This is a genomic window from Demequina activiva (genome assembly GCF_016862815.1).
In the GTDB taxonomy this organism is placed as follows: Bacteria; Actinomycetota; Actinomycetes; order Actinomycetales; family Demequinaceae; genus Demequina; species Demequina activiva.
Window position 1 is genome coordinate 556,852 of the sequence record NZ_BONR01000001.1, and the last position, 15,515, is coordinate 572,366.

A 15,515-nucleotide genomic window follows, 5' to 3' on the forward strand; every position below is an offset into this window, starting at 1 on the left:
GCCTCGCATCGGTAGGCTCATACCGTGCTAGCCGGTCTACGAGTCACCATCCTAGGGCTGAACTACTCGCCCGAGCCGACAGGCATAGCGCTCTACACCGCTGGTCTGGCCGAGTACCTTGCACAGCAAGGCGACAGCGTGACGGTGGTGACGGCGCACCCGCACTACCCGGCTTGGCGACGGTTCGAGGGCTACGGAGGATGGTCAAGCTGGGAACGGGACGCCGACGTCGACGTTCATCGCGTCTCCCACCTCATACCGCGGCCACCACGAGGCTGGCGGAGGTTGGTCTCGGAGATCACCTTCGGGCTGCGTGGCGTCACCGCTGGATGGCGCAGTCCCGATGCGATCGTCCTGGTCTCCCCCGCCCTGTTCGCGACCGCAATGGCGATGGCGCGTGCGGTGCTCCTGCGAACCCCGCGAGTCGTGTGGGTACAGGACCTGTACTCCCAGGGCATGGCAGAGACCGGCGAGGGTGGTCGATTGGCCCGGCGCGCGAGTGCCGCGATCGAGGGGTGGACCTTGCGCCGGGCCTCGAGGGTGGTCGCGATCCACGCCGCCATGGCTGCTCGCATCGTGACGGACCTCCGTGTCCCTGCAGGTCGCGTCAGCGTGATCGCGAACTGGTCGCATCTCACAGCGTCGCCTCTCACCCGTGACGAGGCTCGGACGGCACTGGGGTGGAGCCGTGACGAGTTCGTGGTCCTCCACGCGGGGAACATGGGCCGCAAGCAAGGCCTGGAGAACGTCGTGGAGGCAGCGGGTGCGCTCGAGGGTCGCGATACGCCCACCCGCTTCGTCTTGATGGGCGACGGCTCCGAGCGAGCGCGCCTCGAAGAGTCGTCGCTGGGAATGGAGTGCATCCGCTTTCTCGACCCGGTCGGCCGCGCGGACTTCAGCACAGCTCTTGCCGCCGCGGACGTCCTTCTGGTCAACGAGCTTGCCGGCGTGAGCGAGATGGCCGTGCCAAGCAAGATGACCAGCTACTTCGCCGCAGGACGCCCGGTGATCGCGGCCGTCGACCCTGATGGCATCGTCGCGTCCATCGTCGACCAAGCGTCCGCCGGCATCATCGTGCCCTCGGCGCGCCCTCTCGATCTGGCTCAGGCGGTGGAGCGACTTCGCATGGACGAAGCGGCGCGAGAACGACTCGCAGGGGCCGCGATCTCCCATTGGGCAGCGGCCATGTCGCCCGGGGCGTCGCTCGAGGAATGGGCCCGGCTGTTGCGCGAGGCTGCCAGACCAGGTGGTGACCGCCTGTGATGCGCCGATACGGCTCCGACATGCTGTTGGCTCTCGCCGCAGCGACCGTGACGCCGCATCGGATCCGTCCACGCGTGCTGCGCATGGCTGGCGCCCAGGTCGGAGCCGGAGCGCACCTTCGCGCGGGGATCCGCATCTCAGATGCGCGACAGGTGCGGATCGGCGTCGGCGCCTTCATCAACGAGGGCGTCTACGTTGACTCCCAGGCATCGGTCACCATCGGGGAACGCGTGCGCATCGCGGATCACGTGAGGCTGTTGACATCGACGCACCGCCCTGGCGACCGGGAACAACGAGCTGGGCCGCTCACGGCGGCGCCGCTGACCATCGGTCACGGGGCCTGGATCGGATCTGGCGCCACGGTGCTCCCGGGTGCAGACATCGCCACTGGCTGTGTGGTGGCGGCTGGCGCAGTGGTGACCGAACCCACTGCCGACGACGGTCTCTACGCGGGGGTTCCGGCGCGTCGGATTCGAGACCTGCCTACGGAGTCTCCGTGAGCGTCACGTTCCTGATCTACGCGCACACCGACCCTGAGATGTTCGGTCGTCTTGTCCGAAGGCTCGCGCCACACCGCGTGATTGCTCATATCGACGCGAAGTCGCGCCTCGAGCCCTTCCTTGACAGCGCCCCCGCGCACGTCGAGTTCACATCGACACGGGTGCCGGTGTACTGGGCGGACTACTCGCAAGTGGAGGCCATGGGGGTGCTCCTCGACCACGCGCGAGATGGCGACCCTCACGAGCACCTCGCGGTGCTGTCCGGTCAGGACTATCCCGTGCGCCCGGTGCCAGAGTTCGTCGACTTTCTCCACCAGCACCCCCGTACACAGTTCATCCGCAGCTTCAAGGTGGCCGATGGCGGCGACAAGTACCGACGCCAGGTATCGCGACGGCATTTCCTGGACTTGCCGCCACAGCTCCCCCGCACGGCGCGGGCACTGCTCTACCGCATGCTGCTGCTCGTCGCTGCGCACCCGGCGCCACCACCGCCGCCAGGGCTCGACGTCTGCCACGGGCAGACGCATTGGGTGATGACTCGAGAGTGCGCGCTCGAGGCCTACGAGCGCCTGGACGAGGCGACCGCACGGTACTTCCGCCGCTCCTTCGCGCCGGACGAGAAGGTCTTTCATTCCCTGGTGCCCGCTGGGCCGTTCGCCGAGGAGATCTTCGACGGCAGCCCGGTCACATTCGAGGGACCGGGGAACTTTCGCTACACCAACTTTCACTACGTCGATCCGGGCCTGCGGCCGCTGGTCCTCAGTGATCTCCCTCTCATCCTGGGCTCGCGGAAGTTCTTCGCTCGCAAGATCACCACGGCTGACAGCGGCGAACTGCTCACCGCGCTCGATCGGGAAGCGGGTTCACCCCGCGCTCCGTGACGACCCGCCGTGCGCACACCCGCACCCCTCCCGGACGCAGGAGCGTGGGCTTCGTGTCAATAGGCTCCACGCCGGGTGATGATGGCCATCAGCGTCCTGAGGATGATCACGGCATCGCCGCCCAGACTCCAGTTCTCCGTGTAGTACAGATCGAGCCGCACGCTCTCATCCCATGACAGGTCGGATCGACCGCTCACCTGCCACAACCCCGTGATGCCGGGCTTCACCATCTGGCGCCGTGCCATGCCCTCGTCCGGATTCCACATCTCGACCTCGCTGGGCAGTGGCGGCCGCGGCCCCACGAGCGCCATGTCACCCACCAGCACGTTCCAGAGCTGCGGCAGCTCGTCGAGCGACCAGCGCCGGATCGTGCGACCGACCCTCGTCACCCGCGGATCCCTCTTCATCTTGAAGAGCACGCCGTTGCCTTCGGCGCTCTCCTGCAAGGCCTCCAGGCGCTCGTCCGCGTCCTCATACATCGACCGGAACTTGAGCATCGAGAACAGTCGGTGATCCAGCCCGACTCGCACCTGCCTGAAGATGACCGGGCCCGGGCTCGACACCCTCACGGCGAGCGCGATGACGGCGAGAGGCAGCGCGAGCACCACCAGCATCACTGCAGCGGTGGCGCGGTCGACTGCACTCTTCAACGCATACTTCGCGCCCTCGAAGCGCGGCCCTTCCACATGGAGCAGTGGAAGGCCCTCCACCGGACTCATCGACACGCGAGGACCGGCAACGTCGACGAGCGACGGAGCGACGATCAGGCCCACACCGGTGCCTTCGAGAGCCCAGGAGATGTGACGAGACTCGGCGAGAGACATCTCGTCAGTCCCCGAGATGAGGACGAACTCGGCGCCGATGCGCGTCGCGTGGTGTGCAGCGTCGTGAATCGATCCGAGAACCGGAACATGCGCGATGTCTGCGGGCAGCTCTCCGCTGCTGGAGGGTGGGAGACAGACGCCCACGACTCGGAAGCCTGCGCGCTTCGCTCGATCCAGACGGCGCATGGTCTCCACGCTCGTACGGAACGGACCCGCGACGATCACCTGCGCCTGGAGGGCGCCGCGGTCCCGCTGGCGATGCATCCACTGGCGCCATAGTGCGCGCGTGCCCATCAGTGCGATAGTGCCCACCGGGAGCGCGAACAGCAGATAGCCGCGGCTGATCTGCCACTGAGTCAGGAAGCCCACGATCGCGATCACGGCGAACGTCCTCCAGCTCGCAGTGAGGACCCGTTGGAACTCCTGCGTGCCGTGCCCGAGAATGCGCGCCTCCCGTGACCGAGACCACGAGAGTTGCAGCAGCCACAGCGCACTGATGGCGACAGTGACGAACCAGTAGGCGGGAGTCGAAGAGCCTGCGACTCTGCTCAGGGGGTCCCAGCCAAAGCGCACTGCGTGCGCGGTCACCATCACCAATGCGACCGTGACTGCGTCAGAGAAGAAGAGTCGGATCTCGAGCTGGCGTGCCCACCCGCGTGAGCCGTACATCCGTCGCCCAGAGGAGACGCTGCTGTCGGGGACGAAGCCGTCGTCGCTCACGAATCCGCGACGTCCCCGACACGCACGGGAAGCGCCCGAGCTCTACGCGTGCTGTTCGACGTTCTTGGACTCGCGCCGTCGCACCGCGATGATCACGACGGCTCCGCCGACCACCACGAGGCTGGCGGCGACGATCACCAGGTTCCAGCTGTCGAATCCGGTGGTAGCGAGGGTGTCCACAGCGAGCACGACGATCTCGCCGCCCGGAACGACCTCGCCGTCGACGATGCCGACGATGTCGATGGGTCCCTCAACGCTGGGGGCGAGCACGGTGAACTGCGCGAGGCCACCGGCGATCTCCTTCGCGCTCGAGGTCACGGTGCCCGCGACGATGTCCGCGTCCTCGCCAGCAAAGGTGGTCTGCAGCTGCGCCTGCGCGCCGTCGGGGCCACGGACCTCGCACTCGAAGGAGTTGGTGACCGGAACCTGCTGGGTGGAGCAGGTGACGCTGTAGTCACTGGCGGGATAGGGCGGAGCAGCCATCGCCTGGCCCGCTCCCGCAGCAATCACGAGAGCTGCTGTGGCCACAGCTGTAGCAAGACGGCGAATCATGTGTGTTCCTCCCGGGCCACCCGCGCGGATGCGCGTCCGTAAGTGTGGCTGCAACTCTAGCAGTTGGACCACGCGACTCCACGAATGTGATCAACGTCACCATCGCGTGGTCCAGGGGTGATGATGGTGGTCGGTGGGTCGACCCCGGCGGCATTGGCTGCGAGATCGTACTCGAGGATGACCTCGTCTCCCGGCGACAGGGCCACGCGTACGCTGGTGAAGGGCCGGCCGTCGTGCGTCGACGTGAACATCTGTGCCGGCGCGCCTTCGAGGCTGGCCCCCTGCACACCGGTGCCGACGGCCGGGTAGAGCAGCACGTTCGCGTGGAACTCGCCTGCAGGCTCCAACCACCCGCCCGCGACGTACTCCGGCAGATCGCTCACCGCGCCGTCGTAGGTGTGGGCCAGTGTAACGGTGACCGTCTGGCCGCCCAAGGCGGAGGCACCGCACGCGTGGTCCGCGACGGATACCCGGGTGTCGATGTAGTAGCCGATCTTGGAGCCGGAACCGTCGTTGATGAAGATCCCGAGCGCGTCCGTGTGCTGGAGGAACGCGCCGGAGACGTCGGTCGTGGCCAAGAGCTCCTGCTCCGACTCGTCGGCGGACCACAGCGCGAAGCGACCGGCCTCGATGGATCGCTCGACGCCGGCAACCGTGTTGGTCGTGCCCGAGAGGAGGACGCCGAACAGCGAGTGCGCAGCACGAGCGAAGAACGCGTCAGACTGCTCGGGCTCGGGAAAGAGCACGTACGAGTCACGCATCATCACCTCGGCGAGGTTGTCGCTGGTGACGGTGACGCCGGCGATCTCCGTGGCGGGCATCCCCTCCAGCATGAACCCCAGCGCGACCGGGTCCAGGGAGAGCACGCCGTCGACGTCGTCGCCGTAGGTCTCGCGCCAGAAGGCCGCCATCAACTCGGCGCTGCGAGGGTACTCCGGCGTGAAGTTGACGTCCTGGGGATAGATGGCCATGCGCTCGGTGAACAGACGATGCTCGTCGTCGGTCAGGTCCACGTCCACGCCGGAGGGATTCGCCATCGCGCCCGCAGCGGAGTAGCCGACGAGCGCGAAACGGCCGTCCTGGACCTCGACCTCGAGCACTGCTCCGGGGATTCCCCCGGTGGTGCGGGGCTCGGCGTTGTTCTGGACCATCACGAGATAGGTGCGTGGGCCTTCCGCGCCGAGCATCGGTGGCAAGAGCTCAGCCGCGACGTGCGCCCCCTGAACAAGCGCTCGCAGCTCGCCCACCTGCGATTCGAGATCGCCGTAGTTGTCCTGCACCAAGGACATCGATCCGCTGAGGTCGACGGTGGACAGCGCCCTTGATTGCTCGCTGAGAACTCTCGCCGCTTGCTCCAGGCGAGCGCGAAACGGTTCGAGCACGGACGGGTCGATGCGGCCGTCCGCGATGGGGGGCGACTCGAGGGCACTCAGGCTGCCCCCCTCCGCAAGCGGTTCGAGTGCGTCGTGCGCGACGGCGTGCACGGAGGCTCCCGCCTGCTGAAGAGGCACTGTCTGGTTCTGCAGCCACGGCAGCCACGACGCCACGGTCCAATGCGGGCCGGAGGAATGCGATGAGAACTGGTCCGCCGCGTCCTGCAGGAGCACCACCTCCGACGCGAGCGCGTCAGCGTCGCGCGCCGTCACCGCCGCTTGGGCGGAGCGCGCATGCTGGGTGAGGTCGCTGGCGGCGCTCCTGAGGCTCCACAGGTCCCACGCCAACGCCGCACCGAACATCGCCACCAGCACGACGAAGCCCAGCAGGATCCAGCGCGCGATCCGTCGGCGCGGCGCGCGCGGTCGCTGCGGCGGTACGGTGGGCATCTGCGAGGCTCCTCATCCGGTCTCGGGGCACGAAGGCAACGAACGACTGGGGCGAATGGTGACACGAGTCCTGACGGTGTGCACCGGCAACATCTGCCGCTCCCCAGCCGCCGCCTTGCTCCTGGAACACTACCTGGGGGAGCTGGTCACGACCGCGAGCGCCGGCACCCACGCGCTTGTGGGGCACGGGATACCCACGTCCATGCGCGAGTGCCTCGCGGGTGCCGGCATCGACGGCAGCCATCACGTCGCGCAGATGCTCACACCCGCCATCGCCCGCGAGCACGACATCGTGATCGCCATGACCGCCCCGCAGCGCATCGACATCGTCCGCCAGACCCCGGGGGTGCTGCGGCGCACGTTCCTGCTCGACGAGCTCGCGCTCGCCGCACGCGCACAGATGGAGCTCGCCGGGGAGACTCCGCGGGCTCGTCTTGCCGACGTTCCGCACGCGATCCAACGCTTCCGCCCGCAGCTCGCTGTGCGAGACGTCCGCGACATCCCGGACCCCTATGGCGGCTCCTCCGCTCTGTACGAGGAAGTGTTCGAGGCCATCGCGTCGTCGATCGAGGATCTCAGGAGCTGGATCCGCGCATGAAGAGGCGCGACCTCTACCCCACCACAGGTCCGTCGTCGTACTCCTCGTAGTCAGGGTGGTCCGGAGGGAGCCCCTCGGCCACCCACGAGCACGTCATGGGCCCGCCTTCATCGTCGGACGCGACACACGCCACGGCCACGGTCCGGAACGCCGGGTTGAGGACGTTCGCCTCGTGACCCGGCGATGCCATCCACCGGTCCACGATCTGCTGCGGCTGCTCGGCGGCGCGGGACAGGTTCTCGCCCGCGGTGGCGCCGTCGTTGCACGTCGCGGCCAGCGGTGCGTGCTGCAGCTCGCCCGTCACCGCCACCACGTGGACCCGCTCCTGGGCCACCGGCAACAGGCACTCGGACCACTCGAGCGGCTCCAGGCCCGCCTGCGCGCGCTCCGCATTGGTGCCCTCGAACACCTCCTGCGCATACTCGACGGCGTCCGGCAAGGCGACGGGCGCATCGGCCGGGCTCGAGCACCCCGCGAACGCGGCGACCGCCAGCGCGAGCGCCGCCGCCGTGCGGCGCCGCACCCGAGCATCGGCCGTCATTCCGCGTAGCCCTGGAAGATCACCGAGCACGCCATGCCAGCGATCTCCTCGTCGCCCTCCGCGGGGCGGTTGGTGTCGTCGAACGCGACGCCCACGCAACCCACGCCCGCCTCCACGAACAGCGGGTCCACGAGGTTCGGATACTGCAGCTCGTCCTCAGCCCACGTGGTGACCACCTCGTGCGCCGGCTGGTCGGATCGCGACACGTTCTCACCGGCGTAGTCGAAGTCGCCGCAGTCCGCCGGCAGCTCGTCGCGCGGCACCTCCTCCGCCCCGGGCAGGCGCGCAGCCCGCTCGCGCGCGTGATCCGCCATGCAGCTGCTCGCCACCACACGCTCGACGCCCTCCTCGATCCGCAGCGCGTTGATCTGGTCCAGCAGCTGCTCCTCGAACTCCGCCGGGGCGGGCAGGTCCACAGGCTCGCGCATCGCGCAGCCCGCCGTGACGAGGGCGAGGACCGCCGATGCGGCGAGCAGGGCGGCGGTACGGGTCAGGTGCGTCACCGGTCCAGGGTAACGAGGCGGGGTGGCGATGGGTTCTCGCCCGGGCCGGTGGTTGTCCACAGGACGCGGCTCAGCAATGCTTGTCCACAGATATCTGCCAGGCACGATGGAATGTCAGAGGGCTCTGGTTGGGTGGATTCATGAGCAGCCCCACCCTCGTCGAGCGGCCCGCTGAGAGCGGGTCGCTTGAGCTGCGCGATGCGCTCGAGCACGTGTGCGCGCTGCTCGAACGGCTGCGGGAGCCCGTGGCGAAGGGGACGCTCCAAGGACTGGGCGACGGTGCGCTCATGGAGGTCCAGCGCTCGCTCACTCGATCGCAGACCGCCCTCAACCTCGTGCGTGCGGCCGCAAGCGGGGAGATCGGGCGCCGGTCGCGGCCCCAGGACGGCGTGGGTGGCCTGTCGCGCCAGAACGGCTTCCGGGACCCGGCCGCGATGATCGCGCAGGAGACCGGCGGGTCACGGCGCGAGGCGCGCACGCTCATCGAGGCGGGCCGGGCGATGGCCGAGGCGAACGAGCAGGCCAGGCGCGAGCGGGAGGCCGCCGCGCAGGGCCGCCCTGCCCCCCAGGCACCCGATCCCGTCTACCCCGCCGTCGCCGCCGCCCTCGCACGGGGAAGCATCGGGGTCGATGCGGCGAGCACCATCACCCGGATGCTCGACTCGGTCAGCGCTCTGTACGCTCGCGACCGCCTGGCGGAGGTCGAGCGACTGCTGGTGAGCAAGGCCCCCGGCCTGTCCGCCGAGCGCTTCCAGGACGTGGTGCGCCGCCATCTCAGCTGGCTGCGGGCGGAGGCGGCGCAGGCACGCCAGCAGCGCATGGCGCAGGAGCGCTACGTGACGGTGACGGAGGATGCCCAGGGCATGGTCGAGATTCGCGCGAAGCTCGATCCGCGCAGCGCTGCGCCCCTACGGACTGTGCTCGACGCGCTCGTGAAGGAGGGCTTCCGCCAGCAGCGTGACGGAAACGCGCTCGCCGTGGACACGCGGACGGCAGGGCAGATGAGGGCCGATGCCCTCGCCACCATGGCACGGCACTTCCTGGGGTGCGACGCCGCCCCCATCGCTCACGCGACCACCACCGTCGTGGTGCGCATGGGACTCGAGGACCTGCGACGCGGCGCAGGAGCGGCAGAGATCGACGGCGCCGGCGGCGTGCTGTCCGCAGGCGAGCTGCGCCAGCTCGCGGTGGACGCGCAGTACCTGCCGGTGGTGCTGGGAGGCGCGAGCGAGTCACTCGACGTGGGCCGCGCCAAGCGCCAGTTCACGCCCGCACAGCGCGTCGCACTCGTCGAGCGCGACGGCGGCTGCGCGATGTGCGGCGCGCCGCCCAGCCACTGCGAGGCGCACCACATTCGCTGGTGGAACCGGGACGCGGGACGTTCCGACCTCAGCAACGGCGTGATGCTGTGCGTGGCATGCCACCACACGGTGCACGGGGCAGCGTGGGAGATACGCGCGAGCGCCACCGAGGTGTGGTTCGTGCCGCCCGCGAGCGTCGATCCCCAACGGCAACCACGGCAGGGCGGTCGCGCACGATTCGGGCTCACCGCGAACGAACGCGAGATGCTCGCGCGACCAGGACCGGCGCCTGGCGAGCGGCCCGACGTCGGTGCGGAGAGAATGTCCGCGGCAGCCGCAAGCATCACGTAGCCCACGCAAGAAACCGGCGTCGCGGCGCCACGCCCTAGCGAAACGGACAAATCGGCCTCTACTCTGAGCGCGACGCATCGATGGTCGAACCGGGGGGAGCGACGATGCGCGTTCTCATCAGGACCCTGCCGCTGGACCGCGGAAACTACGGGGGCATGCTGCAAGCATTCGCGCTCCAGACTGTGATGAAGCAGCTGGGGGCGAGTCCACGGACCGACGCGACATGCTGGCGCACGCCCCAGCAGCTCGCCAAGCACCACGCGCGCCGCGTCAAGAGCCGCCTCCAGCCGCGCCCGCAGATGATGGTCGAGGTCAGCCGCGCCCGCTACCGCCCCGTGGTCTCGCGCTTCCTGAACGAGCACGTGGACCTGGTGTCGCTGTACGACGGGCTGTCCCGCCCGCGCCGCTCCGTGATCGAGGACGCGCAGGCGTTCGTGGTGGGCAGCGACCAGGTGTGGCGCAAGCCGTACAGCCAGCTGGGCTCCTTCTACCTCGACTTCCTCGACGCGGCCGATGCCCGTCCCCGAGTCGCGTATGCCGCCTCCTTCGGCACGGATCCCCGCGCCGAGTACTCGGCCGCGGACCTCGCGCTGGCCGGCAGGCAGCTGCGACTGTTCGACGCCATCGGCGTGCGCGAGACCGCCGCCGTGGAGCAGATCGCCGCAACCTGGGGTCTCGAGGCGGCCCACAACCTCGACCCCGTGATGCTGCTCGACCCGGCGGACTACGCAGCGCTCGCCCCCGGGCGTGCGTTCGAGCATCCCGAGCTCGAGCGCCAGCGCGAAGGCGCCGCCGTGTTCGACTACGCATACGTGCTGGACGGCTCGCCCGCGATCGCTCAGGCGTTGGACGGCCTGGCCGCGGCATCGTCCGTCCCTAGCGTGCGACTGCCGCTGCCCGCGCCCCGCAGCGTGGAGGAGTACCGCCGGGACCCGGCCGCGTACTCGGTGGCGCACGTGACGGACTGGCTGCGAGGCTTCGCGCACGGCCGGCGCGTGGTCACGGACTCCTTCCACGGCACGGTGCTGTCGCTGGTGCATCGCCGGCCATTCGTGGCGATCGTCAACTGGTCCCGCGGCGCGGACCGCTTCGCGTCGCTCGCGCAGCTGCCCTCGCTCGCGCCGCACTTCGTGGAGCTCGACCAGGTCGCGGAGGGCGGTGCGGAGTTCCTCGAGTCCCGCCTGTCCCAGCCCATCGACTGGGATGCGGTGGGGCGCGAGGTGGACGCAGCACGCGCAGGCTCCATCGCGTTCCTGCGCGAGTCGCTGTCGCTGTAGCCGCCGGCGCGGCATGGCCCCCTGCGCGCCCGGGCCGGGACGGCTCCAGCTCCCCGCGTGGGCCCTGCCCACGAAGGGGAACCGAAGCCGCCTCCCCCGGCTCGTGCGGCGCCACAGGCGCCGCGCGTCTATCCGTAGAACATCTGGGAGCAGACCCAGCCGCCGATGCTCGCGGCATCGGCGGCCGGCTCGGTGCGGTCGCCCACCGCGTGAGCGACGCAGCCCACCCCCAGCTTCTCGAAGTCGTCATTCATGATGTTCTCGCGGTGGCTCTCGGAGTCGATCCACAGCTGGTGCAGAGCCCGCGCCGGGCCGTCGCCGCGCACCAGGTTCTCGCCCACCACGCTCGCAGTGCAGTCGAACTCGAGCTTCTCGTGCTCGAGCTCATCCTTGGTCAAGGCCTCCTCCGCCCGCTCCACGGCTTGGTCCGCCGCGCAGTCCGTCCACTCGAGAGCGGCCTCGTCCTCGGTGGCGCGAGCCGCGTTCGCCAGGTCGAAGATGTCGCGCGCGATGGCCTCCGCCCGCTCGTCCAGGCTGCGCTCGTCCTGGTTCTCCTCCGCGGCGCCCGCGTCCGCACCGTCCTGCACCCCCGCCACCTCGGGGGACGCGGACGGGTTCGCCTGCACGCTCGACCCCTCCTGCGCATCGGCCGTCGCCTCGCCGGACGGCGCGACCAGGGGAACCTGCTTCTCCGGCAGCGTGGTACCCGTGGGCAGAGGGCTGCCGGTCGCGTCGACTCCAGCCTCGGTGGACGCGCAGCCGGCCACCAGCACGGCGGTCGCGCCGGCGATCACGAGGGCGCGCGACATCCTCGCCGCGCCCCCACGCGGCCCGTCACCTCTGACTGCGCGCATCCACCTACTGTCGCATTGGATCAGCAACCCTGCAGAACGAATGCCTTCGCGTAGCCGGCGCTCTGGTACGCGTAGTGGTACACCCAGTACCACGGCGCGAGCGCCTCCCCGGAGTCGATCATCGACACCTCGCCGGTGTCACAGCGCTCCATGATCATGCGGGCCCGGCTCACGTGCGGGGTGAGCGTGACGACGGCCGCGCTTTCCCAGCCCTGTGCCGCCATCGCCGCGTCCAGGTCGCGTGCCTCACCCCGCGTGGTGAAGGGGTCTGGCTTCATGCACAGCACCGTGGCGTCCGCCGGCAGAGCGTCGCCCCAGTCCCCCGCGCACACGCGCGCCGCCTGCGGGTACTCGTCGCTCTCCGCAGGGTCGAGGCTCACCATCAGCGCATCCGAGTGGCCCTGCTCGGCCATTCCGAGAGCGACGTCCATGCGCGCGTCCGTAGGGGGTCCAATCACGAAGATCACGTCTACGAGGCCGGGCTCGTCGGTGGCGGGCAGCACATACACCGGGATGCCGGCCAGGGCGATCGCCACCGCAGCGACGCCCGCGCCCACCAGCCAGCGGCGCACGGGACTCAGAGCCGCTCCGCCAGCAGCTGGGCGAGGTGGCGGCCCTGGACGCCGGCAAGCTCATCCGCCTGCGTGCGGCAGCTGACGCCGTCCGCCAGGTAGACCGAGTGCTGCGGCGCCTCGCGCAGCGCCGGCAGCAACGAGTTCTCCGCGACCTGCACGGAGACGTCGTAGTGGCCCTTCTCGGTGCCCCAGTTTCCGGCCAGCCCGCAGCAGCCGGAGGTCTCGGTGACCGTCGCGCCCAGGCTGGCCAGCAGCTCACGGTCCGCGCCAAACCCGGTGACGCTGTACTGGTGGCAGTGAGGCTGGACCACCAGATCGACGCCGTCGAGCCGCGGCGGCTGCCAGTCGCGGCGCGGCTGCACCGGGGCGCGACCCGTCAGAACCTCCGCCAGCGTGTAGGTGCCCGTGGCGACGGCGGCAGCGCGCGGGTCCTCGGGCAGCAGCTCCGTCAGGTCGCTGCGCAGCGTCGCGGTGCAGGAGGGCTCCACGCCGATGATCGGGATGCCGTTGATCGCGTAGGGGCCCAGGATCTGCAGCAGGTCCTGCAGCCGGCGCCGCGCCGCGTCGAGCTGGCCCGTGGAGATCCAGGTGACGCCGCAGCACGCCTGGGCATCCGGCACGATCACCTCGAAGCCGGCGTCCTCCAGCACCGTGAGGAACGCCTGCGAGATCTCCGGGTCCAGCCCGTCCGTGAAGCTGTCCGTCCACAGCACCACGCGGCGCCGGGTCCTCTGCACGGGCGTCGAGCGGCCACCGCGCCCGGCCGATGCCCGCCTCGCCTTGGCCTCCTGGCTGCGCCTGAAGGGCGTGGCGGCGAACTCCGGCAGCCGGCGGCGCGTGTCCATCCCGGCGGCGCCCACCGCGACGCGCTGGATCCACGCGGGGCGCAGCAGGGCGTTGACCAGGCGAGGGGCGACTCCCACCACGCGGAGCCACCGCGGCAGCCACCCGATGCTGTAGTGAGTCAGGGGCCTGGCTTTGTTCTTGTAGGTCCGGTGCAGCACCTCGGCCTTGTACGCCGCCATGTCCACGCCGGAAGGGCAGTCCGAGCTGCACGCCTTGCAGCTCAGGCACAGGTCCAGGCTCTCCCGCACCTCGGGCGCGGTCAGGCCCCCCACGAGCGTGCCGTTGATCGCGTCCTGCAGCACGCGGGCGCGCCCGCGCGTCACGTCCTTCTCATCCCCCGTGGCCGCGTACGAGGGGCACATGAAGCCGCTCCCGCTGCCGATCGCATCGGCCCGGCACTTGCCCACGCCCGTGCACCGGTGGACGGCCTCGGTGAGGTCGCCGTGATCGTGCGCGAACGCGAGCCCGCTGCTGCGCGGCGTGCGCGGCGCGGCCGGCCGGCGCAGGTCTGCGTCCAGCGGCGCGGGGTCCACGATCACACCCGGGTTGAGCGAACCGGCCGGGTCGAACAGCGCCTTGACCTGCCCGAACAGTGCGACCGCCTCCGGCGAGTACATCGCGCTCAGCAGCTCGCCGCGAGCGCGACCGTCGCCGTGCTCGCCGGACAGCGACCCGCCGTGGCTCGCCACCAGCGCGGCCGCGTCCTCCATGAACGCGCGCAGGGGGCGGCCGGACTCGGTCAACGGGATGTCCAGGCGCACGTGGATGCAGCCGTCCCCGAAGTGACCGAACGGCTGGCCCGTCACCCCATGGCTGTCCATGAGGTCGTCGAAGTCCCGCAGGTACTGACCCAGGCGCTCCGGCGGGACGGCGGCGTCCTCCCAGCCGGGCCAGCACTCCTTGTTCTCCGAGCTGCGGCCGGCCAGTCCCGCGCCGTCCGCGCGGATGGCCCACAGCCGTGCGGCCTCGCGCGGATCCTCGAGCACGCGCACGCTCTGCGTGCCCGCGTCCCGGGTGACGCGCGCCAGGATGTCCCGCGCCTCGTCCTCGGTGTCCGCGCCCACCTCGACGAACAGCCACCCGGCCCCGGGAGGCAGGTCCGGGATCGCATCCGCACCCTTGGCGAGCCGGATGCGCTCCACGAGCCGCGCGTCCAGCCCCTCGACCGCGTGGGGGCCGTGCGCCATGATCGGCACCACCGCATCGGCCGCCGCCGGCATGTCCGCGTACCCCAGGGCGAGGGTGATGCGCACCGGAGCGATGGGCACCAGCCGCACGGTCGCCTCGAGCGTGGTGGCCAGCGTGCCCTCCGTGCCCACCAGGAAGCGTGCGAGGTCAGCGCCGCTCTCCGGCAGCAGATGCTCGAGCGAGTAGCCGCTGACCTGGCGGTCGAACCGGCCGAACTCCGTGCGCACCAGCGCCAGGTTCGCGCGCACCAGCTCCGCCAGGCCCGCCACGGCATCGGCCGTGCCGGGTCCCGCCGTCACGCGCTGTCCGGCGCCGGTGACCACGTCCAGGCTGTGCACGTTCTGGGCGGTCTTGCCGTGGGCGACGGCGTGAGGGCCGCAGGCGTTGTTGCCGATCATCCCGCCCAGCGTCGCGCGGTTGGTGGTCGACGGGTCCGGGCCAAAGCGCAGCTGATGCGGTGCGGCGACCTTCTGGAGCTCGGACAGCACGACGCCGGGCTGCACACGAGCGGTGCGCGCCTGCGGGTCGACCTCGAGGATGCGGTTCATATGACGGCTGGTGTCGATCACCACGCCGGGGCCGATGGAGTTGCCGGCCACCGAGGTGCCGCCACCGCGCATGGTGACGCTCGCACCGCTCTCGCGCGCCGCGTCCAAGGCCGCCATCAGGTCGCTCGCGTCCCGTGGGAACACCACCACGGCGGGCGGCACACGGTAGTTGGAGGCGTCCGTGGAGTATTCGGCGCGGCGGCGGGCGCCCGCGTCGACCTCACCGTCCATGGCCTCGCGCAGGGCCGCCGCGACGTCGCTGGTGCGGGGCGCGGGGGCGGTGGTGGTCACGAGCGTCATTGTTCCACGCGCCGCCTGGCTGGTTCCGCATCGCTGCGCACCGGCGACGCCCGTCACGCCCGTGTGCTCA

At 70.4% G+C, this 15,515-nt stretch carries 14 protein-coding genes; 6 read left to right on the forward strand and 8 right to left on the reverse strand.

The features are described from left to right. Positions 1-24 precede the first annotated feature (24 nt). The 3 genes from Dac01nite_RS02640 (at position 25) to Dac01nite_RS02650 (ending at position 2,644) form a co-directional block, all read left to right on the forward strand. Positions 25-1,263: a glycosyltransferase family 4 protein gene (locus Dac01nite_RS02640; RefSeq protein WP_203653210.1), complete on the forward strand. Its 1,239-nt coding sequence runs from the start codon at positions 25-27 to the stop codon at positions 1,261-1,263. Positions 1,264-1,346: 83 nt separating this feature from the next. Next, a complete protein-coding gene (locus Dac01nite_RS12210; protein ID WP_373307233.1) occupies positions 1,347-1,763 on the forward strand; it encodes an acyltransferase in 417 nt (138 codons plus the stop codon). Continuing rightward, entirely contained in the window at positions 1,760-2,644 is an 885-nt protein-coding gene (locus tag Dac01nite_RS02650; protein WP_203653212.1) for a beta-1,6-N-acetylglucosaminyltransferase, read from the forward strand. The genes Dac01nite_RS12210 and Dac01nite_RS02650 overlap by 4 nt, the downstream gene beginning before the upstream one ends. Before the next feature lie 56 nt (positions 2,645-2,700). On the opposite strand, the gene Dac01nite_RS02655 is transcribed toward Dac01nite_RS02650, so the two are convergent. The 3 genes from Dac01nite_RS02655 to Dac01nite_RS02665 form a co-directional block, all read right to left on the reverse strand. After that, entirely contained in the window at positions 2,701-4,188 is a 1,488-nt protein-coding gene (locus Dac01nite_RS02655; protein ID WP_203653213.1) for a sugar transferase, read from the reverse strand. Positions 4,189-4,230: 42 nt separating this feature from the next. After that, a complete protein-coding gene (locus Dac01nite_RS02660) occupies positions 4,231-4,716 on the reverse strand; it encodes a hypothetical protein (protein WP_203653214.1) in 486 nt (161 codons plus the stop codon). 80 nt (positions 4,717-4,796) lie between these two features. Then, positions 4,797-6,563, reverse strand: a complete 1,767-nt coding sequence (locus tag Dac01nite_RS02665) for a DUF4012 domain-containing protein (protein ID WP_203653215.1) — start codon at positions 6,561-6,563, stop codon at positions 4,797-4,799. A gap of 55 nt (positions 6,564-6,618) precedes the next feature. Here Dac01nite_RS02665 and Dac01nite_RS02670 point away from each other — a divergent pair, with 55 nt between their 5' ends. After that, positions 6,619-7,161 (forward strand): arsenate reductase/protein-tyrosine-phosphatase family protein, encoded by a 543-nt coding sequence (locus Dac01nite_RS02670; RefSeq protein ID WP_203653216.1) that lies wholly within the window; start codon positions 6,619-6,621, stop codon positions 7,159-7,161. A 13-nt stretch (positions 7,162-7,174) separates the two neighbouring features. Here Dac01nite_RS02670 and Dac01nite_RS02675 read toward each other — a convergent pair whose 3' ends face one another. After that, on the reverse strand, positions 7,175-7,702 hold the full coding sequence (locus Dac01nite_RS02675) for a CAP domain-containing protein (RefSeq protein ID WP_203653217.1): 528 nt from the start codon (positions 7,700-7,702) through the stop codon (positions 7,175-7,177). Continuing rightward, positions 7,699-8,205, reverse strand: a complete 507-nt coding sequence (locus Dac01nite_RS02680) for a CAP domain-containing protein (RefSeq protein WP_203653218.1) — start codon at positions 8,203-8,205, stop codon at positions 7,699-7,701. The genes Dac01nite_RS02675 and Dac01nite_RS02680 overlap by 4 nt, the downstream gene beginning before the upstream one ends. Before the next feature lie 140 nt (positions 8,206-8,345). Here Dac01nite_RS02680 and Dac01nite_RS02685 point away from each other — a divergent pair, with 140 nt between their 5' ends. Continuing rightward, positions 8,346-9,857, forward strand: coding sequence for an HNH endonuclease signature motif containing protein (locus tag Dac01nite_RS02685; protein ID WP_203653219.1), 1,512 nt, complete (start codon positions 8,346-8,348; stop codon positions 9,855-9,857). A 104-nt stretch (positions 9,858-9,961) separates the two neighbouring features. After that, complete coding sequence (locus Dac01nite_RS02690) at positions 9,962-11,134, forward strand: polysaccharide pyruvyl transferase family protein (RefSeq protein ID WP_203653220.1); 1,173 nt, start codon at positions 9,962-9,964, stop codon at positions 11,132-11,134. Between the two features lie 128 nt (positions 11,135-11,262). Here the strand turns inward: Dac01nite_RS02690 and Dac01nite_RS02695 are convergent, their stop codons facing one another. From Dac01nite_RS02695 to Dac01nite_RS02705, 3 genes are read right to left on the reverse strand one after another with little or no spacing between them, the layout of a single operon-like run. Further along, positions 11,263-11,988, reverse strand: coding sequence for a CAP domain-containing protein (locus Dac01nite_RS02695; protein WP_203653221.1), 726 nt, complete (start codon positions 11,986-11,988; stop codon positions 11,263-11,265). Positions 11,989-12,008: 20 nt separating this feature from the next. Further along, complete coding sequence (locus Dac01nite_RS02700) at positions 12,009-12,560, reverse strand: ElyC/SanA/YdcF family protein (RefSeq protein ID WP_203653222.1); 552 nt, start codon at positions 12,558-12,560, stop codon at positions 12,009-12,011. A 5-nt stretch (positions 12,561-12,565) separates the two neighbouring features. Next, complete coding sequence (locus Dac01nite_RS02705; RefSeq protein WP_203653223.1) at positions 12,566-15,445, reverse strand: FAD-binding and (Fe-S)-binding domain-containing protein; 2,880 nt, start codon at positions 15,443-15,445, stop codon at positions 12,566-12,568. Between the last annotated feature and the right edge of the window lie 70 nt (positions 15,446-15,515).

Excerpts from the sequence above, each read along its gene's own strand:
- Dac01nite_RS12210 (WP_373307233.1), top strand. The coding sequence starts at position 1,347 with ATGGCTGGCGCCCAGGTCGGAGCCGGAGCGCACCTTCGCGCGGGGATC.
- Dac01nite_RS02665 (WP_203653215.1), bottom strand. The coding sequence starts at position 6,563 with ATGCCCACCGTACCGCCGCAGCGACCGCGCGCGCCGCGCCGACGGATC.
- Dac01nite_RS02670 (WP_203653216.1), top strand. The coding sequence starts at position 6,619 with ATGGTGACACGAGTCCTGACGGTGTGCACCGGCAACATCTGCCGCTCC.
- Dac01nite_RS02675 (WP_203653217.1), bottom strand. The coding sequence starts at position 7,702 with ATGACGGCCGATGCTCGGGTGCGGCGCCGCACGGCGGCGGCGCTCGCG.
- Dac01nite_RS02685 (WP_203653219.1), top strand. The coding sequence starts at position 8,346 with ATGAGCAGCCCCACCCTCGTCGAGCGGCCCGCTGAGAGCGGGTCGCTT.
- Dac01nite_RS02690 (WP_203653220.1), top strand. The coding sequence starts at position 9,962 with ATGCGCGTTCTCATCAGGACCCTGCCGCTGGACCGCGGAAACTACGGG.
- Dac01nite_RS02695 (WP_203653221.1), bottom strand. The coding sequence starts at position 11,988 with ATGCGCGCAGTCAGAGGTGACGGGCCGCGTGGGGGCGCGGCGAGGATG.
- Dac01nite_RS02705 (WP_203653223.1), bottom strand. The coding sequence starts at position 15,445 with ATGACGCTCGTGACCACCACCGCCCCCGCGCCCCGCACCAGCGACGTC.